Origin of the sequence: Heyndrickxia sp. FSL W8-0423 (assembly GCF_038009395.1) — a bacterium.
GTDB classification, from domain to species: domain Bacteria; phylum Bacillota; class Bacilli; order Bacillales; family Bacillaceae_C; genus Heyndrickxia; species Heyndrickxia sporothermodurans.
In genome coordinates this window covers 3,112,632-3,135,116 of sequence record NZ_JBBPBE010000001.1, presented here as the reverse complement: position 1 = coordinate 3,135,116, position 22,485 = coordinate 3,112,632, and the positions used below count along the sequence as shown (strand labels likewise).

19 protein-coding genes are annotated in these 22,485 nt (G+C 35.2%); 13 read left to right on the top strand and 6 right to left on the bottom strand.

Going from position 1 to position 22,485, the window contains the following annotated elements:
* The first annotated feature begins 215 nt into the window (after window positions 1-215).
* From MKY81_RS16000 to MKY81_RS15965, 8 genes are all read left to right on the top strand, one after another.
* Window positions 216-1,208 (top strand): ABC transporter ATP-binding protein, encoded by a 993-nt coding sequence (locus MKY81_RS16000; RefSeq protein ID WP_376066095.1) that lies wholly within the window; start codon window positions 216-218, stop codon window positions 1,206-1,208.
* A complete protein-coding gene (locus MKY81_RS15995) occupies window positions 1,201-2,169 on the top strand; it encodes an ABC transporter ATP-binding protein (RefSeq protein ID WP_341118324.1) in 969 nt (322 codons plus the stop codon). The genes MKY81_RS16000 and MKY81_RS15995 overlap by 8 nt, the downstream gene beginning before the upstream one ends.
* A gap of 49 nt (window positions 2,170-2,218) precedes the next feature.
* The gene (locus MKY81_RS15990) at window positions 2,219-3,826 is read left to right on the top strand and encodes an ABC transporter substrate-binding protein (protein ID WP_341118322.1); all 1,608 of its coding nucleotides are present in this window, start codon (window positions 2,219-2,221) and stop codon (window positions 3,824-3,826) included.
* 74 nt (window positions 3,827-3,900) lie between these two features.
* Entirely contained in the window at window positions 3,901-4,902 is a 1,002-nt protein-coding gene (locus MKY81_RS15985) for an ABC transporter permease (protein ID WP_108071497.1), read from the top strand.
* A 14-nt stretch (window positions 4,903-4,916) separates the two neighbouring features.
* The gene (locus MKY81_RS15980; RefSeq protein ID WP_108071499.1) at window positions 4,917-5,810 is read left to right on the top strand and encodes an ABC transporter permease; all 894 of its coding nucleotides are present in this window, start codon (window positions 4,917-4,919) and stop codon (window positions 5,808-5,810) included.
* A gap of 334 nt (window positions 5,811-6,144) precedes the next feature.
* Window positions 6,145-6,273, top strand: a complete 129-nt coding sequence (locus tag MKY81_RS15975) for a hypothetical protein (protein WP_258223508.1) — start codon at window positions 6,145-6,147, stop codon at window positions 6,271-6,273.
* Between the two features lie 38 nt (window positions 6,274-6,311).
* Window positions 6,312-6,992, top strand: a complete 681-nt coding sequence (locus MKY81_RS15970) for a response regulator transcription factor (protein ID WP_341118792.1) — start codon at window positions 6,312-6,314, stop codon at window positions 6,990-6,992.
* Window positions 6,989-8,407, top strand: coding sequence for a HAMP domain-containing sensor histidine kinase (locus MKY81_RS15965; RefSeq protein ID WP_341118320.1), 1,419 nt, complete (start codon window positions 6,989-6,991; stop codon window positions 8,405-8,407). The genes MKY81_RS15970 and MKY81_RS15965 overlap by 4 nt, the downstream gene beginning before the upstream one ends.
* Window positions 8,408-8,428: 21 nt before the next feature.
* On the opposite strand, the gene MKY81_RS15960 is transcribed toward MKY81_RS15965, so the two are convergent.
* Complete coding sequence (locus MKY81_RS15960; protein ID WP_327990571.1) at window positions 8,429-8,953, bottom strand: Hsp20/alpha crystallin family protein; 525 nt, start codon at window positions 8,951-8,953, stop codon at window positions 8,429-8,431.
* 446 nt (window positions 8,954-9,399) lie between these two features.
* Here MKY81_RS15960 and MKY81_RS15955 point away from each other — a divergent pair, with 446 nt between their 5' ends.
* Together MKY81_RS15955 and odhB are read left to right on the top strand one after the other, a co-directional pair.
* Complete coding sequence (locus MKY81_RS15955) at window positions 9,400-12,231, top strand: 2-oxoglutarate dehydrogenase E1 component (protein WP_107919988.1); 2,832 nt, start codon at window positions 9,400-9,402, stop codon at window positions 12,229-12,231.
* Window positions 12,232-12,273: 42 nt separating this feature from the next.
* Complete coding sequence (gene odhB / locus MKY81_RS15950; protein WP_107919987.1) at window positions 12,274-13,512, top strand: 2-oxoglutarate dehydrogenase complex dihydrolipoyllysine-residue succinyltransferase; 1,239 nt, start codon at window positions 12,274-12,276, stop codon at window positions 13,510-13,512.
* Window positions 13,513-13,639: 127 nt separating this feature from the next.
* Here the strand turns inward: odhB and sda are convergent, their stop codons facing one another.
* Entirely contained in the window at window positions 13,640-13,768 is a 129-nt protein-coding gene (gene sda / locus MKY81_RS15945) for a sporulation histidine kinase inhibitor Sda (protein WP_107919986.1), read from the bottom strand.
* A 282-nt stretch (window positions 13,769-14,050) separates the two neighbouring features.
* Here sda and MKY81_RS15940 point away from each other — a divergent pair, with 282 nt between their 5' ends.
* Window positions 14,051-15,697, top strand: coding sequence for an AMP-binding protein (locus MKY81_RS15940; protein WP_108071505.1), 1,647 nt, complete (start codon window positions 14,051-14,053; stop codon window positions 15,695-15,697).
* A gap of 27 nt (window positions 15,698-15,724) precedes the next feature.
* On the opposite strand, the gene MKY81_RS15935 is transcribed toward MKY81_RS15940, so the two are convergent.
* The 3 genes from MKY81_RS15935 to MKY81_RS15925 form a co-directional block, all read right to left on the bottom strand.
* The gene (locus MKY81_RS15935; RefSeq protein WP_066229754.1) at window positions 15,725-17,209 is read right to left on the bottom strand and encodes an aldehyde dehydrogenase family protein; all 1,485 of its coding nucleotides are present in this window, start codon (window positions 17,207-17,209) and stop codon (window positions 15,725-15,727) included.
* 241 nt (window positions 17,210-17,450) lie between these two features.
* The gene (yidC, locus tag MKY81_RS15930; protein ID WP_066229749.1) at window positions 17,451-18,233 is read right to left on the bottom strand and encodes a membrane protein insertase YidC; all 783 of its coding nucleotides are present in this window, start codon (window positions 18,231-18,233) and stop codon (window positions 17,451-17,453) included.
* A gap of 21 nt (window positions 18,234-18,254) precedes the next feature.
* On the bottom strand, window positions 18,255-18,584 hold the full coding sequence (locus MKY81_RS15925) for a hypothetical protein (RefSeq protein WP_066229745.1): 330 nt from the start codon (window positions 18,582-18,584) through the stop codon (window positions 18,255-18,257).
* 167 nt (window positions 18,585-18,751) lie between these two features.
* Here MKY81_RS15925 and MKY81_RS15920 point away from each other — a divergent pair, with 167 nt between their 5' ends.
* Both MKY81_RS15920 and MKY81_RS15915 read left to right on the top strand, forming a co-directional pair.
* On the top strand, window positions 18,752-19,633 hold the full coding sequence (locus MKY81_RS15920) for an ATP-binding protein (protein ID WP_341118314.1): 882 nt from the start codon (window positions 18,752-18,754) through the stop codon (window positions 19,631-19,633).
* A gap of 11 nt (window positions 19,634-19,644) precedes the next feature.
* The gene (locus tag MKY81_RS15915; protein WP_341118312.1) at window positions 19,645-21,564 is read left to right on the top strand and encodes a vWA domain-containing protein; all 1,920 of its coding nucleotides are present in this window, start codon (window positions 19,645-19,647) and stop codon (window positions 21,562-21,564) included.
* Window positions 21,565-21,601: 37 nt separating this feature from the next.
* On the opposite strand, the gene MKY81_RS15910 is transcribed toward MKY81_RS15915, so the two are convergent.
* The gene (locus MKY81_RS15910; RefSeq protein ID WP_107919983.1) at window positions 21,602-22,414 is read right to left on the bottom strand and encodes a glycoside hydrolase domain-containing protein; all 813 of its coding nucleotides are present in this window, start codon (window positions 22,412-22,414) and stop codon (window positions 21,602-21,604) included.
* Window positions 22,415-22,485 lie beyond the last annotated feature (71 nt).

Below are 22,485 nucleotides of genomic sequence, written 5' to 3'. Positions count from 1 at the left end.
AAGGATGTTTTTTGCATTCTTTTTTTATTTAGGTAAAACATTCTGAAAATATTTTATAAAAACTATTTTCAAATAAGTTAAAAGAAGGTAGAATATTTAAAAATGACATTAAATTTATGATATTTAAATAGGACTAGCTTATTTAAGAGATTTTCTAAATTTCTAAGCTATCTTCATACAACGATGAAAACCAATTGGTGGAAAGGAGCGAAATAGTGGAAAATCCAGTCCTAGAAGTAAAGGCTTTACGTACTACGTTTATAACAGATGATGGTACGATACCTGTTGTAAACGGTATTGATTTCCAATTGCAATCGCAAGAAATTTTAGGAATAGTAGGGGAATCAGGCTGTGGTAAAAGTGTCACATCATTATCTATTATGGGATTAATTCCAACTAGTAATGGAAAAGTTGAAGGTGAAATTCTTTTTAATGAAGAAAATATAGCGAAGGCTACAGAGAAGAGAATGAGAAGTATACGCGGTAATGATATTGCGATGATATTCCAAGAGCCGATGACTAGTTTAAACCCTGTCTTTACAATCGGTGAACAATTAATAGAAGCCGTTCAAATACACCGGAAATGGCCAAAGAAAAAGGCAAAAGAGCATGCGGTACAAATGCTTAAAAAGGTGGGCCTTCCTAGGGCAGAGCAATTAATCAATGAATACCCACATCAATTATCCGGAGGGATGAGGCAGCGTGTCATGATTGCAATGGCACTTGCTTGTGAACCGATGCTTTTAATTGCTGATGAACCCACAACTGCCTTAGATGTAACTATACAAGCACAAATTTTAGATTTAATGAAAAAATTAAACAAAGAAACGAATACAGCCATTATCATGATAACTCATGATTTAGGGGTTGTTGCAGAAATGTGTCAGCGTGTTATTGTCATGTACAGCGGGAAAATTGTGGAAGAGGCAGATGTTAAAATTATTTTTAAGGAGCCCAAGCATCCTTATACAGTTGGTTTAATACAATCAGTACCTGATATGAGAGTGAAAAAGGAGCAATTATACTCGATACCAGGCAATGTTCCGAAGCCAGGTTCTATTGAAGTTGGCTGTCACTTTGCACCGCGCTGCCCACACGCGCATGCACGTTGCTATGATGAAACACCAAATTTAAAAGTACTTGATAATGGACAAAAAGTAAGGTGCTGGTTATATGAGGAAGGGAAGGTGGGCGTAGTAAATGAATGAACCACTTTTAAAAATTGAAAATTTAAAAAAGAACTTCCCTATTCGAGGAGGTGTTTTTGGTAAAAAAGTTGGCGAGGTTAAAGCTGTAGATGATATTTCTTTTGTCATCCAAAAGGGGGAAACATTGGGTCTTGTTGGTGAAAGTGGTTGTGGAAAATCAACAACAGGCAGAATGTTATTGAGATTACTCGAACCGAGTGAAGGGAAAATTATTTTCGAAGGCAATGACATTACTACTCTTTCTAAACAGGAGCTTCGGAAAATTCGCGGGCAAATGCAAATGATCTTTCAAGATCCATACGCCTCCTTGAACCCAAGACATACAATTGAACGCATATTAGAAGAGCCGTTAATCGTTCATGGGGTCAAAGAAAAATCAGCTCGCAAAAAAAAGATTCGTGAGTTGTTGGAAATCGTAGGGTTAAACAGTTATCATGCAAATCGTTATCCCCATCAATTTAGTGGTGGTCAGCGTCAAAGGATTGGAATTGCCAGAGCATTGAGCCTGAATCCAAAACTAATCGTTGCGGATGAACCGGTATCAGCTTTGGATGTATCCATTCAAGCCCAAGTTCTTAACCTGCTTAAAGACCTTCAGAAAAAGTATGATCTGACTTATCTATTTATTGCCCATGATTTAGGGGTTGTCAGGCATATTAGTGACCGTGTTGGGGTTATGTATCTTGGTAGATTAGTAGAGCTTGCTGAAAGTGAAGAATTATACCAAAATCCGAAACATCCGTATACTCAAGCATTACTTTCAGCAGTCCCTATTGCTGATGTGGATCATAAAAAAGAAAGAATTGTACTTCAAGGGGATGTTCCAAGTCCTGCAAATCCACCAAAAGGATGCTCTTTTCATACGAGATGTCCACTTGCGATGGATAAATGCTCTGTTGAAAGACCAATATTTAAAGAAGTAGATAAGGGTCACTTTGCAGCATGTCATCTACATGGATGATTTTGCATATAAATTTTTTTGATAGCTATTAAAAATTGGGGGGAAGAAGATGAAGAAAAAACTAACAGGATTACTCATTTTTGTCCTGGTACTTTCACTTGCTTTAATGGGATGTTCATCATCAAAATCAAATGGTGAAAAGGGGAAAGACGATGGAAAAGAAAAATCAGGTGGTGTATTAGTTTATGCACGTGGTGGAGATGCAGTAAAACTGGATCCTGCTACAGTAACTGACGGGGAATCATTAATTGTTGCAGAACAAATATTTGATACTCTAGTAAATTATAAAAAAGAAACAACTGAAATTGAACCAGGGTTAGCAAAATCTTGGAAAGTTTCTGACGATGGATTAACATACACATTCAATTTGGAAGAAGGTGTAAAATTCCACGACGGAACTGATTTTAATGCAGAAGCAGTCGTAAAAAACTTTGATCGCTGGGCAAATGGTAATGTTGAAAAGTTTCCGTATTACCAATCACAATTTGGAGGTTATAAAGGGGAAAAAGCCGCAGTTATTAAAGAAGTTAAAGCAATCGATCCAAAAACTGTTGAATTCACCTTATTCAGACCACAAGCGCCATTCTTGAAAAACTTAGCAATGACACCATTTGGTATTTCAAGTCCTGCAGCAATTGAGAAATATGGTGATAAATATATCGAAAATCCAGTAGGTACTGGTCCGTTTAAATTCAAAGAATGGAAAAGAAACGATACAATTACTGTCGTTAAAAATGAAAACTACTGGAAAAAAGGATTACCAAAGCTTGATACAGTTATTTTGAAAGTAATAAAAGATAACTCCGCACGTTTAAATGCGTTAATTAAAGGTGATGTCGATTTAATTGATGGTATGAATCCAAGTGACATTGAAAAAGTTAAATCCGATAAAAATCTACAAATCTTTGAAAGACCTTCTATGAATCTGGGGTATCTTGGATTTAATGTTACGAAAAAACCATTTGATAATGTAAAAGTACGTCAAGCATTAAGTCATGCAGTTAATAAAGAAGCATTAATTAAAAACTTCTATGAAGGAACTGCAGAACCGGCTAAAAATCCAATGCCACCTTCTGTAAGTGGCTATAACGACGATATTGTTGACTATGATTATGATCTTGATAAAGCGAAAAAATTATTGGAAGAAGCAGGCTATAAAGATGGATTTAGTGTAGATTTCTGGACAATGCCGGTTGTTCGTCCATACATGCCTAATGGACAAAAAGTGGCAGAAGCTATCCAAGCAGATTTCGCAAAAATCGGTGTAAAAACGAAAATCGTTACGATGGAATGGGGAACATATTTAGAGAAATTAGCTAAAGGTGAAGCGCCAATGTATATCGTTGGTTGGACTGGTGACAATGGTGATGCTGATAACTTCTTGTATGCATTACTTGATAAAGATGCAATTGGATCTAATAATAACTCCCAGTACGCAAACGATGAAGTACATGATCTTTTAATTAAAGCACAAACAGAAACAGATGAAGCGAAAAGAAATGATTACTATAAAAAAGCACAAGAAATCATCCATAATGATGCACCTTGGGTTCCACTTGCTCACTCAGTTCCACAATTAGCAGGTAAGAGTACAATTGAGGGATTCTTCCCACATCCAACTGGCTCACAAAGCTTTGTTGACACATCTGTTAAATAATTATGGGGGAGTATTTACTCCCCTTTTTCATTCGAAAAATAATACATAAATTATTGGAAGGGGTGAAGGTGTTAATGGTTGCCTACACAATACGTCGATTATTACTACTCATACCAGTTCTACTTGGAATGGTAATCATTGTTTTTTCATTAATTCACGCCATACCCGGAGATCCGGCTAGAACGATTTTAGGACAATTGGCTACAAAAGAAGCAGTTGCCGACCTTACTAAACAATTAGGGCTTGACAAACCACTTTTTGTTCAATTTTTTGATTATATTAAGGATTTACTTACTGGAAACTTAGGAACTTCGTTGAAAACGCAATCACCTATAAGTGAGGAAATTTGGCCATATTTTGGAGCTACTGTTGAATTAGCTGTTGCCGCTATGATTATTGCTATTATCATCGGAGTTAATGCAGGAATCATTTCAGCATGGTTTCAGAACTCATGGTTTGATTATATTGTTATGTTAATTGCATTAATTGGAGTTTCTATGCCTATTTTTTGGCTAGGTTTAATGGAGCAATATGTATTTTCAATTAAGTTGGATATGTTGCCGACAACGGGACGAGATGATATACGCAATCCTGTGGAAGCAATTACCCATTTATATTTGTTGGATACATTATTACAAGGAAGATTTGATCAATTTATCGATGTTATAAAGCATTTAATCCTACCAAGTCTTGCTTTAGCTACGATACCAATGGCGATTATTGCTCGTATCACTAGATCGAGTATGCTTGAGGTTATGCGTTCTGATTACATTCGAACAGCACGTGCTAAAGGAATGAAAATGTTTTGGGTAGTCTATAAGCACTCGTTAAAAAATGCGTTTATTCCGGTCCTAACAATTATTGGTTTACAAACAGGGCTCTTATTAGGTGGAGCGATATTAACCGAAACGATTTTCGGTTGGCCAGGGATGGGAACGTATATTTATGAAGCGATTGAGTTTCGAGATTACCCTGTCATACAATCAGGTATTTTGATACTTGCACTAGTGTTCGTACTAATAAATTTAATCGTGGACTTATTATATGCAGCAATTGATCCACGTATCAAGTATTGATAGGGGGTTCATCAATGCCAGAACTTTCAACAAATGTAACGCAGGCAACGGCGGTCGAAGAGCCATTGATATCTCCGTGGAAAGAAGGCTGGAGAAATTTTAAGAAAAATAAGGTCGCCTTATTCGGCCTTGGTTTAGTCATCTTTTTTATCCTTATTGCTATTTTTGCAAATATTTTAGCACCGTATGATGCTATTGAACAAAAGCTCGGGGACAAGCATTTGCCTCCTTCTGCAAAACATTGGTTTGGGACAGATGACTTCGGCCGAGATATTCTAAGCAGAGTAATCTTTGGGGCTCGTATCTCATTAAAAGTCGGGTTCTTCTCAGTAATTGGATCAGCTATTGTGGGAACTACTTTAGGTATTATTGCCGGTTATTATGGTCGATGGGTTGATGGAATTATTTCGCGGATATTTGATATTTTGTTAGCCTTTCCAAGTATTTTACTTGCTATTGCTGTTGTTGCAATGCTTGGACCATCATTACAAAATGCCTTAATCGCGATAGCTATTATTAATGTACCAACTTTCGGTCGTTTAGTTCGTTCAAGAGTGTTATCCGTAAAGGAAGAAGAATACATTACAGCAGCGAAAGCTATTGGAATGGGTGATGCAAGAATATTATTCCATCATATATTTCCAAATAGTATGGCTCCGATTATAGTACAGGGGTCACTTGCGATTGCAACAGCAATCATCGAAGCAGCTGCATTAGGTTTTCTTGGATTGGGAGCACAAGCGCCAACACCCGAGTGGGGTAAAATGCTTGCTGATTCAAAAGATTTTATCATTCAAGCACCTTGGACCGTGTTTTTTCCGGGAATTGCTATTATGTTAACCGTACTTGGTTTTAACCTTATGGGTGACGGCCTCCGTGATGCCCTTGATCCGCGGATGAAAAATTAAAAACAGCAAGGGAAAATCCCCTGCTGTTTTTGACTATAAACCATTAAAACCATTATCTACAAAGTTACATTTCTCATGAATTTCTAATGTATCTTTCATGTACCTTTAGGATTCTTTCGATACTATTAGCTATGTCCTATAAGAATAAGCCGAATAGTTGTTACCCAATACATATAACTATTGCGGAATTCTTATTAATTAACTCATTATAAAGTTCTTTCTTTAAACCCGGCCATCGTGCCGGTTATTTTTTTATCAGACATTTATATAATTTTAATCGAATTTTCATTTATTACTGATAGGATTATATTCAAAATAAAGGAGGCGCATATTCATGATGTGGGTACGATTTATTCCGATTGTATTCTTTAGTCTGACAGCGATAACTCTGTTTGCCTTCCAATCAGTTGAAATTGTTCATGCTGCACTTGATTTAATTTTATCAAAATCTCGGTTAAAATAAGATTATGAAGTAAATGAATGATTGAAGCAGGTGTGAATGTGAAACGTATATTGATAATAGAAGATGAAAAAAATTTAGCAAGATTCATTGAACTTGAACTTAAATATGAAGGGTACGAAGTAAGTGTTGCCTATGATGGGCGAGAAGGTCTTCAGTTGTCGCTTCAGGAGGATTGGGATGTAATTTTGCTGGATTTAATGTTACCAAGTTTAAATGGTTTGGAAGTTTGTCGGAGATTGCGGCAAGAAAAAGATACCCCAGTTATTATGATTACCGCTCGTGATAGTGTGATGGATCGTGTATCCGGTTTAGATCATGGTGCTGATGACTACATTGTAAAGCCGTTTGCCATTGAGGAACTATTAGCAAGACTGCGGTCGATTTTTAGAAGAATCGACATTCAAGAACCGAAATCACAGCTTACATCGTATACTTTTCGCGATCTCTTTGTAGAAAAGGAAAGTAGAATTGTAAAAAAAGGCGACAAAATAATTGATGTGACGAAACGAGAATATGATTTATTATTAACTTTATTAGAAAATAAAAATATTGTGTTAACTAGGGAAGTATTATTAAATAAAGTTTGGGGCTATGAAACAGAAGTAGAAACGAATGTAGTCGATGTGTATATTCGTTATTTAAGAAATAAGATTGATAATCAAGGTGAGGAAAGTTATATTCAAACCGTTCGTGGAACAGGGTATGTGATGCGTGAATGAAGTTTCTGCGGAATTGGTATCATACATCATCGCTTAAGGTGAAATGGTCGGTTGGAACAAGTGCGGCCATCTTTTTCACCTTCTTTCTTTTTAGTTTTAGCCAGTATCATGTGATTAATAAATGGATGCTTTATGAGGAAAAAAATAATCTTTTACAAGCACTAAATGAAATCACAATTTTTGTGAAGCAGAGTGGATCTTTAGACGAAAACCTTTCGGAAAATAAAGAGCTACAAAATCAAATTTATGAGAAGGATCAAATTATTAGGATATTATATCCGAATGGGAGTGAGTATAGAGTTTATAATGCCGATACGGATACACCAAAATATTATATTCCTTTTCAACCTGTTCATCACAAAACAGTTACTTTATTAGAAACCGATAATAAAAAAATTTATTTAGGCCGCGCTCCATTTCATATAAATGGGTTTACCGGCTATATTGAAATTATTCAGCCATTAACAAGGTACCATCAAATGATGGGGAGTTTGTTTTTTATCATGTCAATATTCGGCGGATTTGCCTTAATTCTTAGTGGATTATTCGGTTTTTTAATGGCAAAAAGTTTTTTAAAGCCATTACAAAAGCTATCTATTACGATGAAAAAAATACGCAAAAAAGGTTTCCATGAACGAATGGAACCGAGTAATTCAAAAGATGAAATGGGGGAATTAACAAGCATTTTTAATAATATGATGGATCAAATTGAGCATTCATTTAATCAGCAAAAGAGATTTGTGGAAGATGCATCTCATGAATTACGAACCCCTGTTCAAATTATGGAAGGTCATTTAAAGTTATTAAACCGATGGGGTAAAAATGACCCGATTATTTTAGATGAGTCCCTGCAGGCATCCATTCAAGAATTGGAACGAATGAAAAAATTAGTTCAAGAGCTTTTAGATTTGTCAAGAGCTGAACAAATTGAATCAAAAGGTTCTGATAGTAGCGCTTTGTTATTAAAAACAATACAACAAGTAATAAAAAACTTTGAACTGATTCATGAGGATTTTACATTTGAATTTGAAGTATATGGTGAAAATCTAGACAATCCTTTAGTACGAATTAGTGAAAATCATTTAGAGCAAATATTAATTATCATTTTAGATAACGCTGTTAAATATTCGGATCAAATTCATAAAATAGATATTAGTCTTGAAGAAGAAAATGGCATGGTGAAAATTACAGTAAGAGATTATGGTGTAGGTATACCAGATGAAGACTTAGCGAAAATCTTTCACCGTTTCTATCGTGTCGATAAAGCAAGGAGTCGGGCAAGGGGTGGAAATGGTTTAGGTTTATCAATCGCTAAACAATTAGTGGAAAGCTATTCAGGAGAAATTTATGCATCAAGTACACTTGGGAAAGGGACAAGTATTACGTTTACCTTACCATTAATCGAAAACCGATGATCCTTTCATCGGTTTTCCTTTTTATAATTTTTCCGCGACGTCCACTTCCGTATATTGCATATCTGCATTTTTTGTCATTTTAATTTCTAACATTTCATCTTTATATTGTGCGACTGTTCCTTTTTTCTTTATTAAAGATGGTAAAGTAATGACATGCCTATGACCGACTTCAGGTATATTTTCAATAATCACTTGGTTCGATGTATGGAAAATTTTCACCCGCTTTAACCATTCTTCATCTTTAATTGGAATACGAACATAAATATCGTCAAAGGTTTCGAAAACATTTACGTCAAATTCTGTAGGATTTGAAGATGGTTGCTGGTCCTGTGCAGATGAGCTTGTTGTTGAATTCGTTGTATTTTGATCTGTATTTTGAAACATTGAAGTTGCTCGTTTTAGCATCTCTTCATGATTAAACATTCCTTCCCATTTTCCCGGCATAAATTGGGATAACATATTTTGGACTTGCTTTTCTATATCTTGAGGGTTTAGTTGTTTCATAAGATTGTTTTTATTAAAAGGGAACATATTCCAAGGAAACATAAGATTGTAACCTCCCGAACTATCAACTATATAATAATGTATTCAATCTTTAAGTCGATGTTATTACAGAATAAATATTGTTAGCGACTTTTAACGAATAATAGCAATCAACAGTTGAATATTTTGTAATTCGTAGTATCATTGGAGATGAAATTGGACAATTATATAATTGAAGAAAAGTCATTGGAAATTATTAGAGTTTTCTTTGTTTGTTAATTTACCCTGCTTGAGTTTAAAGCAGAATATTATTCTTTATATCAGGTTTATTGAAGAATGAATTAGTACTCATTTTAATTTTAAAAAAGTTGGTTTTTATTCTTTATATTATTACTTTACAGTGATAGAATTGTGACTGTAAGCGTTTTGGCTTATTGAATTTTTTATTACATATCTGTTTTATCCTTTTAATAAAAATTATTAGGCTTAATTGCTGGAGGTTTTTCGAAATGAAACAACAAGCATCAAAAGGTTTTTGGGAAAGTTTTTCCGGCCCTAACCTTGGTTATGTTATGGAAGTTTACGAAAAGTACGTAAACGATCCGGAAAGTGTAGATCCAGAAATGAGAGTTCTTTTTGAAGAGTGGGGAGCACCCACTATTTCTGAAGAAGGATTATCGACACATGGGCAGGCAGATATTTCGTTCCAATTGCCAACCAACCCAACAGTATTTAGTAAAATGGTAGCTGCTGTAAAATTAGCTGATAATATTCGGACGTATGGACATTTAGCAGCAGACATTAATCCGTTAAATGACCGTAATAAAGATACACGTAGAATTGAATTATCAGAGTTTGATTTGACTGAGGAAGATTTAATCAATATTCCTGCATCCTTTATTTGTCCGGACGCACCATCAAGTGTAAAAAATGGCTTAGATGCTATAAATCATTTGAAAACGGTTTATACAAATAAAATGGCCTTTGAATTTTATCAAGTCCATAATTTAGAGGAAAAAAATTGGTTGCAACGTACAGTTGAATCTGGCAAAGTACTTTTAAATCTTTCGAAAGACCAAAAAATCGGTATTTTAAAAAGATTATCCGAAGTAGAAGGATTTGAGAAATTTCTACATCGTACCTTCGTTGGACAAAAGCGCTTTTCAATTGAAGGATTGGATACATTAGTACCGTTGATGGATCAAATTATTAGTTCTTCTGTTAAAACAGGAGCAAGAACTGTAAATATAGGTATGGCACATAGAGGACGCTTAAATGTTTTAGCTCATATTCTTGAAAAACCATATGAACTCATTTTTGCGGAATTCCAACACGCACCTAATAAGGATTTAATTCCTTCAGAAGGATCTATTGGGATTACCTACGGCTGGACGGGTGATGTTAAGTACCATCTTGGAGCTGATCGTCAAGTAAAAGCTGAAAACACGACTAGCGCACGAATCGTTTTAGCTAATAATCCAAGTCACTTAGAAGTTGCCAGTCCAATTGTCGAAGGATATACAAGAGCAGCACAAGATCAAAGAAATGTAGCAGGCTATCCTACACAGGACCATGATAACTCTTATGCAATATTAGTACACGGAGATGCGGCATTCCCTGGACAAGGAATTGTAGCTGAGACGATGAATATGAGTGGGTTGAAAGGTTTTAACACAGGTGGTTCAATTCATATTATTGCTAATAATATGATTGGTTTTACCACTGAAAGCTATGACTCACGTTCTACTAAATATGCTTCGGATACAGCAAAAGGATTTGAAATTCCAATTATCCATGTCAATGCTGATGATCCGGAAGCTGTAGTAGCCGCCGCTGCTTTTGCTTATGAATATCGCAGAAAATTTCATAAAGACTTTTTAATTGATTTAGTTGGATACCGCAGATTCGGCCATAACGAAATGGATGAACCGATGACTACTAATCCAATGATGTATCATATTGTTCATAAACATCCGACTGTTCGTGAATTGTATGCAGATCAATTGATTAATGAAGGTATTATTACTAAAGAAGAAGTTGCTTCAATGGATCAAGAAATTCAAAGTAAATTGAAAGCTGCATATGATAAAGTACCAAAGAAAGAAGAAGATCCGGATACAATCATGAATCCTCCAAAATTTGTAGTTAGCGGATTTCCAAAAGTAGCAACAGCTGTTGATATAGAGGAAATTAAAGCGATAAATTCAGAGCTATTAAATTGGCCGGAAGACTTACATGTATTTAAAAAGTTAGCGAAAATATTAAAACGACGTGAAAATGTATTTGACGGTGAAGGTAAAATTGATTGGGCGCATGCAGAAACATTGGCATTTGCTACAATTTTAAAGGATGGTACACCAATCCGCTTTACAGGTCAAGATTCGCAGCGCGGCACATTTGCTCAGCGTAATCTAGTATTACATGATGAGAAAACTGGGGAAGAATATATTCCGCTTCATCACATTAAAGATGCTAAATCATCATTTGTTGTTTATAACAGTCCATTAACTGAAGCTGCCGTTGTCGGTTATGAATATGGATACAATGTATTTTCTCCGGAAACACTTGTTATTTGGGAAGCTCAATTTGGAGATTTTGCGAATATGGCTCAAGTAATGTTTGATCAATTTATATCCGCGGGTAGAGCTAAATGGGGACAAAAATCTGGCTTGGTTATGCTTTTACCACATGGATACGAAGGTCAAGGGCCAGAACATTCAAGTGCAAGATTAGAACGGTACTTACAACTTGCAGCTGAAAATAACTGGACTGTAGCAAATCTTTCAACTGCCGGACAATACTTCCATATTCTACGTCGTCAAGCTGCGATGCTTGCGAAAGATGAAGTTCGTCCGTTAGTTATTATGACTCCGAAAAGCTTGCTACGCCACCCACTAGCATCAGTAGATGGCGTTGAACTAACTAATGGTGAATTTATGCCGGTTCTAGAGCAAAAAGGATTAGATCATAATCCGGAAAAAGTGGAAAGAATTATTTTATGCAGCGGAAAAATTGCCATTGACTTTGAAGAGCGAATTAAAGATGAAGAAATTGACTGGGCTCATATATTAAGGGTAGAAGAACTATATCCATTCCCTAAAACCGAAATCAAAGAAATCATTAGTAAGCATAAAAAATTAAAAGAACTTGTTTGGGTACAAGAAGAACCTAAAAATATGGGTGGATGGACTTTTGTAGATCCATACTTAAGAGACCTTGCTCCAAAAGGTGTAAGTGTTAAGTATGTTGGACGTCCAAGACGTTCAAGTCCTTCGGAGGGAGATCCTATCGTTCATAAGAAGGAACAAACTCGTATCATTACTGAAGCATTAACAAAATAGAAAAATAGAAAAAGGAAACACATATCAAGGGAGGACAACATTGTGGCTGAAATTAAAGTGCCGGAGTTAGCTGAATCTATTACAGAAGGAACTATTGCAGGATGGTTAAAACAACCGGGAGATCGTGTTGAAAAAGGTGAATACATTGTTGAACTAGAAACAGATAAAGTAAATGTTGAGGTAATCTCTGAGGAAGCAGGGGTTATCCAAGAGTTAAAGGCAGAGGAAGGTGATACAGTTCAAGTTGGACAAGTTATTGCCATTGTTTCCGAATCTGGTGAAGCAGCTGCCCCTGCACCAGCTAAGGAAGAAAAAGCACCAGAAGTAAAAACTGAAGCACCAAAACAAGAAACAGCAAAAGTTGAATCTTCAGATACCGATAAAAAAGATCGTCCGATTGCTTCACCCGCAGCACGAAAGCTTGCACGTGAAAAAGGAATTGATTTAAGCGCCGTTTCTACTGTTGATCCAATGGGTCGTGTGCGTGTCCAAGACGTGAATGCATATTCAAATCAACCTAAAGCCGATGCAAAACCTGCTACACCTAAACAAGCTGCACCAGTTTCACAGGAAGATGGGAAACCAGTCGAAGTAGTTCGTATGTCCCGCCGTCGTCAAACAATTGCAAAACGTTTGTTAGAAGTTAAGCAAAATACGGCAATGTTAACAACTTTTAACGAAATTGATATGACAGCAGTTATGGAACTTCGTAAACGTAAAAAAGACAAGTTCCAAGAAGAACATAATGGAACTCGTCTTGGATTCATGTCATTCTTTACTAAAGCTGTAGTTGCAGCATTAAAGAAATATCCAGCAGTAAACTCTGAAATCATCGGTACGGATCTCGTATTGAAAAAGTATTATGACATTGGTGTAGCCGTGTCTACTGACGAAGGTCTTGTTGTTCCGGTTGTTCGTGATTGCGATCGTAAAAACTTTGCGGAAATTGAAGCAGATATTGCTGGATTTGCGAAAAAAGCTAGAGACAATAAGCTATCCCTTGGAGATTTACAAGGTGGGACATTTACTATCACTAACGGTGGTGTATTTGGGTCATTGTTCTCAACGCCAATTATAAATGGTACTCAAGTTGGTATTCTTGGCATGCATACGATCCAAAAACGACCTGTTGCTGTAGGAGATAATGTTGAAATTCGCCCGATGATGTATATTGCTTTATCCTATGATCACCGCGTTATTGATGGTAGTGAAGCTGTTGGATTCTTAGTAACAGTTAAAAAATTACTTGAAAATCCAGAAGATCTTTTATTAGAAGTATAATTATCATATATGAACCCTTTCCTCTGTTATGGAAAGGGTTTTATTGTGTCCCAAGCTTGAATACTCCAAAAAAAATGTGCATTCAAATTATGAATGTACAACCAAATTTTTAAGATTATTTTTGCAATTATTTATATGGTGTTAATCCTCTTTTCAAAAGTTCGTTTTTCAAAATCTTTATCCACTCACGATCTTGACCTTTTTTTTCAGCGTCTCGATAGGCTGCTACCAACATTTCATTACTCATGATTTTCATGATACAACCTCCTAGTGGAATTTATTATTTTCTATATTTTCTAATCATTGTAACGCTTTTTATTCTAGTTGAAAAGGGTTTTGGCAAAAATATTTTAATTTCTAATTTTTAATTAAGTGATTTTATATTTGAATATTCGGAAAAAGATGATAACATAAGTATGAGTAGAGTTATCCGGAATCATCATGATTATCCTCTTTGGCCTAAGTATTGTCATTCTACTCAAATCAGTTGTTAAAGTATTGTCATTCTACTCAAATCAGTTGTTAAGGAGGATATAAAATGTCATCTTTATTAAACGTTACAGTTGGTGAGTTACTTAAGCAAAAGGCTGAATTACATCCTGACCATGAAGCAGTTGTATATGCTGATCGGAATTTACGTTTATCTTATAAAGAATTTGATGATCAATGTAATTTAGTTGCAAAGGGTTTAATGAGATTAGGAATTAATAAAAATGATCATATAGCTATTTGGGCAACGAATACACCTGAGTGGCTTACCTGTCAATTTGCCACCGGAAAAATGGGCGGGGTACTTGTAACTGTCAATACAAACTATCGTACGTCAGAACTTGAATATTTATTGCGTCAATCAGACAGTAAGACGATTATATTAATGGAAAACTATCGTACGGCATCATATATTGATATGATTTATGAAATTTGCCCTGAACTAAAAGAATCTGAAGCAGGAAATTTAACAAGTACACGCTTGCCCGAACTCAAAAATGTTATTGTTATGGGGGAAACTCGCTATCCGGGTACATATAATTGGAATGATCTATTATTATTAGGAAATGAGGTAACAGATGAAGAGTTAGAAAAACGTTTGGTGTCATTAGATCCAAATGATGTTATTAATATGCAATACACTTCAGGTACGACTGGTTTTCCGAAAGGTGTTATGCTAACTCATAATAATATTGTGAACAACGGATACAATATTGCCAACTGCATGAAACTAACAAAGGAAGACAGGCTTTGTATACCTGTGCCATTTTTCCATTGTTTCGGTTGTGTGTTAGGCACGATGGCTTGCGTTTCGGTTGGTGCTACGATGGTGCCGATTCAAGAGTTTAATCCTAAAGAGGTATTACAAACTGTCCAAGATGAAAAGTGTACTGGTTTACATGGTGTACCAACAATGTTTATCACTGAATTAAATTTAGCTGATTTTGATAAGTATGATTTATCTTCGTTGCGAACGGGAATTATGGCAGGATCAAATTGTCCAATTGAGGTCATGAAAGGCGTAATTGAAAAAATGGGGGCAACTGAAATAACGATTGCTTATGGACAAACTGAATCTTCTCCAGTAATCACACAAACTAGAACGAATGATCCAATAGAGCTAAGAGTGGAATCTGTCGGTAGAGCATTACCTAATGTAGAAGTGAAAATTGTTGACCCACTTACAAATAAAATTGTAAAAAATGGGGAACAGGGTGAATTATGCACGAGAGGTTATCACGTAATGAAAGGGTATTATAAAAATCCTGATGCAACGAAAGAAGCAATAGACGAAGAGGGATGGCTTCATACAGGTGATTTGGCGGTGATGGATGAAAATGGCTATTGTCGAATTACAGGTAGACTAAAGGATATGATCATTAGAGGGGGAGAAAATATTTATCCGAGAGAAATCGAAGAATTTCTTTACACTCATCCGAAAATATTAGATGTCCAAGTTATTGGTGTCCCTGATGAAAAATACGGGGAAGAAATAATGGCCTGGATTATTCCTAAAGAAGGGGAAAATATTTCAATTGAAGAAGTGAGGGAATATTGTAAAGATAAAATTTCCCATCATAAAATTCCACGTTATGTTGAAATAACAGATAGTTACCCTATGACAGCATCTGGTAAAATTCAAAAGTATCTTTTACGTAGGCAAGCGATAGAACTTGTTGGAAATAAAAATCATTAAAATAAAAAAGAGCCTAAGGCTCTTTTTTTATTTTAATGAAAGCCAGACGCTCTTCACTTCTGTATAATTATTTAGTGCATAGGATCCCATTTCTCGGCCAATACCAGATTGTTTAAAGCCACCGAAAGGCGAGGCTGCATCGAATACATTATAGCAATTTACCCAAACTGTACCTGCACGGAGGCGATTGGCAATATAATGAGCATTCGCTACATCTCGTGTCCATAAACCCGCTGCTAACCCATATTCACTATTGTTTGCACGATTAATCACTTCATCTAAATCTTCAAAAGGTAATGCAGCAATGACAGGACCAAATATTTCTTCCTTTGCGATTGTCATTTCATCATTAACATCCGCAAAAATAGTAGGTTCAACAAAGTAACCCTCATCACGTGGTTTTCCACCACCTGTTAGTAATTCGGCACCCTCGTTTAATCCTTTTTCAATATAATTTAATACACGACTCTGTTGTTCTGTTGAAACAAGGGGACCCATTTGTGTTTGCTGGTCTAGCCCAGCCCCTTGTTTAATATTTTTTGCGTGTGAGACCATATCAGCAACGACATTATCATAATTCTTCTTTTGAATGAATACTCTGGAACCTGCACAACATACCTGACCTTGGTTAAACATTACACCATTTAATGCTCCAGGAATAGCCTTAGATAGGTCCGCATCCGGTAAAATAATATTTGGAGATTTTCCACCCAGCTCTAGCGTTACACGTTTTAACGTTTTTGATGCTCGTTCCATGATGGACTTGCCAACGACAGTAGACCCTGTAAATGCAATTTTATCAACTAGTGGATGATCAACTAATGGTTGACCGGCAGTTTCTCCAAATCCGGGCACAATATTTATTACTCCGGGAGGGAATCCTGCTTCTTCCGCAAGTTCTGCCAAATAAAGGGCAGAAAGTGGTGTTTGTTCAGCTGGTTTTAATACGATAGTACAGCCGGTTGCCAAAGCCGCACCCATTTTCCACATTGCCATCAGTAAAGGGAAATTCCAAGGGATAATTTGACCAACGACGCCAACCGCTTCGTGTCGTGTATAATTGAAAAATGGCCCACTAACCGGAATTGTTTGACCAGTTATTTTATTTGTCCATCCCGCATAGTAACGCATATGTTCAATAGCCAGGGGCACGTCGGCATTCATTGTTTCATTTATTGGTTTTCCATTATCTAAAGTTTCTAGTTGTGCTAATGCTTCTTTATGCTCTTCCATTAAATCTGCTAATTTATACATTAGACGTCCACGAGCTGCAGCACTCATTTTTGACCATTTGCCACTATCAAAAGCTGTGCGGGCAGCTTTTACCGCACGATCAATATCTTCAGAACCGGCTTCATATACAGTAGCTAAAACCTCGCCTGTTGCAGGATTCGGTGTATCGAATGTTTTCCCTGAAGCACTTTCAACGAATTCACCATTAATATAGAGCTTTTTCTTTCCTTGTAAAAATTTTTCTACTTTTTCATTGACTCCTACTAAAACTTGACTCATTTAAATGCCCTCCTTAAAGAATTCAAAGTTTGCTAGAAGGTATGTCTTGATGCAATAATTTTTACACTATCTGCGAGCGCTTACATATTAATCCTACAAGTTTATTCGAATCATTTCAATGAATATTATTTAAAAATTGAAAAAACTTTTCTACAAAATTAGTAAAGTATCGACAAAAAGAGCGTAGATTAAAGTTAATAAAAAAGCTGACAAATAATGTTGTTATTTGTCAGCTTTTTTATTATTTAGATGCTTCTTCTTCTTTTACAGGATGAGTTTGATAGAATTTTTTAGATAAGTATGTTTGTCCTATTAAGAAGGCACCACCAACAGCCCAATAGAGTGGTAAAGCCGCCGGAGCACTAAATGATACTATCAAAATCATAATTGGCGAGAGAAGACCAAACATTTTCATTTGCTTTTGTTGATCTTCAGGTAAACCGATAAGTGACACTTTTGATTGGAAATAATACATAATACCCGCAATAATTGCCATTGGAATATCTACGTGTCCAAGATCAAACCATAAGAATGAGTGAGATGCTATTTCTTTTGAACCACGAATTGCGTAATAGAATCCCATTAAAATAGGCATTTGAATAATGAGAGGTAAACAGCCCATATTTAAAGGGTTTACATCATGTTTTTTGTAAAGTCCCATCATTTCTTGTTGTAACTTCATTTGTTCTTCTTTTGATTTTGCCTGTTTAATTTTGTTTTGGATTACTGTCATTTCAGGCTTTAACTTTTCCATTTTCACTTTCATAATTTGTTGTTTTTTGAATGTTTTCATCATAAAAGGCATTAGTATTAAGCGAATAAGGATGGTTATTAAAATGATGGCAAGTCCATAGTTACCACCGAATAATTCAGCAGTAAAATGTATAACCTTTGCAAATGGTACTACAAAATAATCATGAAAAAATCCTGAATTACCCATTCCTTTTGAAGAGTTCCCTTGACATGCCGATAGTAAAAATACAATTCCAATCATTAATAAAGAAAATTTAAATAAACGTTTCATCAATTATCCTCCTAAATTAAATTAAAAATTAAAGTCAACGGATAAATGATGGTCTGGGTCCTCATTAGGCGCATCTTTTCTTCTCACACATTTCATAATCCATATTATTAGTAAATGTTGTATTTTTAATCTATGAATTAACCGTTGCTGCGGATTTATTAATTCTTCAGCAGTTGCCTCGGTTGCTATATAAGAATAGGGATTAACGATAAAATGATTCCATATATAGGCTAGGCCAATTGTAAGTAAGATACTAACATAAAAGGAGCAGACAACGGGATCGTATGTAAGGTTCAATAAATATTCCATTAGTTTTTCATCACGCACCTTAACTACTTCGTTAGATAGCATAGTATATCTTAAATAATGTGTTTTTTCAAATACACATCTACAATATTATCATATGAAACAAACTACCGTACAAATATATTATTCATTTTATTATACTCTTTGCATTTGGGCAATTATTAGCCTAAAATACTAAAGGATGTTTATTTACATTTAGGAAGGAAATAAATATGTTATTTAATCAATTTTCATTACCAATTGAAATACAAAATAAATTAAAAAATAGAATAAGTAGTTTTACATCAGAGTATGAACAGTCAGTTAGTAAAAATGGGTATATTCCTTCAGATGACTCAATTTTGCAAGATGCTTTGATCGCCATCTTACTTGGCAAAAATATTTTATTAAAAGGACCTACTGGTTCTGGTAAAACAAAATTAGCTGAGACACTTTCATCGTTATTACATCAACCGATGCAAAGTATAAATTGTTCAATTGATTTAGATGCAGAAGGTCTCCTCGGATATAAAACAATTGCCCAAGAAAATAACCAAAGTAAGATAGAATTTGTACCAGGTCCTGTTATTAATGCAATGAAGGAAGGCCATCTTTTGTATATAGATGAAATTAATATGGCTAGACCAGAAACCCTACCAATTTTGAACGGAGTACTTGACTACCGACGTCAAATTACGAACCCTTTTACTACTGAAGTGGTAAAGGCGGATAGTAATTTTGGAGTGATTGCTGCTATTAACGAGGGATATGTCGGAACTGTTCCCTTAAATGAAGCACTTAAAAATCGATTTATCGTTATAAATGTACCTTATATTCAAGGGGAAACATTAAAAAATGTATTGCTATCTCAAAGTCAATTAAAAAATGAAGAATTAATAAATAAATTTGTAACCTTTTCTAGCGATTTAATTTCACAGGCCCAAATGGGGAAAATATCAGAAGAGGCAGCTTCGATAAGGGCATTAATTGATACATGTGATTTGGCCCTATTTTTACCGGCATTAAGAGGGATTCAAAGAGGGATAATCGATAAGCTTGAGGACGAAAGAGAGAGAGCTGCGATTAGAAATATTGCCGAAACATTGTTTGAATAGGGGGCGTTTAAATGCAACGCTTTATCCAATTTAATGATGAAAAAGTTGATTCGATGATTGTGATGGAAATGGCAGATTTAGTTACAACCTTAACGAGGAACCCTGAGTACGAAGTTGATTTTGGTGTTCACTCTTATCTAGATCAATCCATAAAAAAAATTTATGTCAGTCATTTTTGGAATCATCGGCCGCAACATCTATTAATAGATGGTATAAAAAGTGATGTGTTTTTGAGAGCAATAGGAAATTTGAAATATACTGATCCTCAACAAATTCAAAGATATATAAAAAGTTTAGATAATATGAATTTAAAAAGTTTTGCTAAACAATTATTTATTGTTACAGAAGATCTTCGAATAGAGGAATTGATAAAAAAAGAACGGCCCGGAACGAAAAAAGTATTTTATCATCGAAAAAAGGTCTATCAAAAACATTTTCAATCACAGTTAAATGTTAATCTCGTAAAAAGTGTATTTACTGATGCCTTATTTAATAATATATATCTGCTTTTACATTCGGAAACTCCGATTGAAACCATCCCACATTATAATGAATCAATTGATTTAGTGATTCCGTATGTACGCAATACGATTTCTAAGTTTTTTGAAACAAAATCAACAATGGATACGGTTTCGGTATGTTTAGAAATGCTTGAAGTACTTGATGAAGTGTTGGAAGAGGATATGCTGAATGAGTATTTTCATTTACCTGAAAAGGGATTTGCGTTAGAAGAAGAAAATGGCTTGACATTCGATGATCTAAAGCGTAAAGACCCACTTCAAAATTGTGATGTTATGGATAATAAAGCGAATGACGATGAGGAGATCATGAATGAAGAACTACGAACATGGCATCGTGAAACAAGTGAATTAAGCAATAGTTACCTACAGTTTGATTTAGATCAAGGGACAGGAACAGATCTATTAGGTGAGGGAGTTAGAGAAGGGGAAACGGGTGATCAAGCATTAGCAATCGTCCAAGGAAGTGTGCAAAAAACTAGTCGGAATGATTATTCCAAATTAGAAGCAAAAGAACAAAAAAGAAATAAGACCGGACGAAATGATAACGAATTTGGAAAGGAAAATCGCTTTGCACATCCGATTTTTCTAAGCTTAGACAACCCAAACAATGAAGAAATTAAACAATATCATTTATATAAAAAAGAGATAAGCACTTATCAAAAAAAATTAAAAAAACTCATTGAAAAAACGCTAGAACATAAAAGGATTGCTCCGAGAAATGATTTACAATTTGGAAGATTGAGTAAAAAGCTTTTACCGTATTTCACTGATACTAATCCAAGATTATTTTATAAGAAGCAGGAGCCCACGAGTGAAATCGATGCCGCCTTCGCATTATTAGTGGACTGTTCAGCCTCGATGTATGACAAGATGGAACAAACGAAGCTTGGTATTACGTTATTTCATGAGGCATTAAAATCGGTAAAAGTTTCACATGAAGTAGTCGGATTTTGGGAAGATACAAGTGATGCAACGAAGGAATATCAACCGAATTACTTTAAACCAGTTATAGATTTTCAAACATCTTTGCTCGGATTTTCCGGACCGGAAATTATGCAGTTAAAACCGGAAGAAGACAATCGGGATGGTTTTGCTATTCGATTAATGACAAACCGGCTTATTACACGCATGGAAAAACAAAAGTTTTTACTCGTATTTTCGGATGGGGAACCTGCCGCCTTCGGTTATGAGCAAAATGGAATCGTTGATACACATGAGGCAGTTTTACAAGCAAGAAAAAAAGGTATTGAAGTATTTAATATCTTTTTGTCAAACACGGATATTGAAGAAAGCCAGAAAAAAGTGTTGCAAGATATTTATGGTAATTTCAGTATATTAGTTTCAAATATCGCGGAATTACCAAATGTTTTATTTCCAATTTTAAAGAAATTGCTTTACAAAAGCATATAAAAAGAAATCGGCTATCGACCGATTTCTTTTTATATTCTTACCAAAGGTAATCAGTAATTGATTCGTGAAATAAATCAGTATCAATATTGCATGTTTTAGCATCAATTCCATATTGCCAACCATATAGCAACGAATTTTTCGGTCCAATGGGATTGAAATTTGGGGCTTTTTCTTTAGAAGAAATTCTTTTATTAGGAGCAGCTGTCCATAAAATAGTTTGATCCTTTATCTTTTTGTTATCCTTACTAGCTTTATTAAATTGATTATAAAGCTTTGCATCTTTATCAAATATTCCATAGATACCGGGATGGTAATGCGATTTTTCAATCGTATCAACCCATCCTTGTATAAATGCTGAATCGACCGGATATTTTGGTTCAATATCTGCGAAGATCACCGTTCCTTTAGGTGCATTGATTTCTTTTGCCAATTTTATTGCAGTTTCGGCTTCCTTAACTCCAGCTTTTTTTGTCGTGGCATTTGAAAAATGATTATAAATTAAAAGAATTTTTACCTTTTTTTCATGTAAAAATTTAATCTCCTTTTTTGTTAGACCTGTCGATACATTTCCATTGGACCCTAAATATCTTCCCCAAATAGCTGGTTCCCCATAATTTTCTTTTACACATTTGTACATTTCGTTAGTCGTTATATTTGCCGAATCTACTCCCCATATTATTTTTTTACCTTTTTTTTCGTTACTTTCGTTCTTTTTTGGTGCTTCTGATTTTGAGTGGTTAGATGGTTGCTTCATTTGTTGATAGGCAAGGGGAATAATAAGTGCTAGGACGATGGAGGCAAGTACAATAATAAGAATTTTCCATTTGGAGTTATTTGTTTGATTATTCACTTTTGCCACCTCCTTTGCTCGGATATATTATTCAAGCAATTGAAGGAAAGTGAGGGCAAAGTGAGCTTACA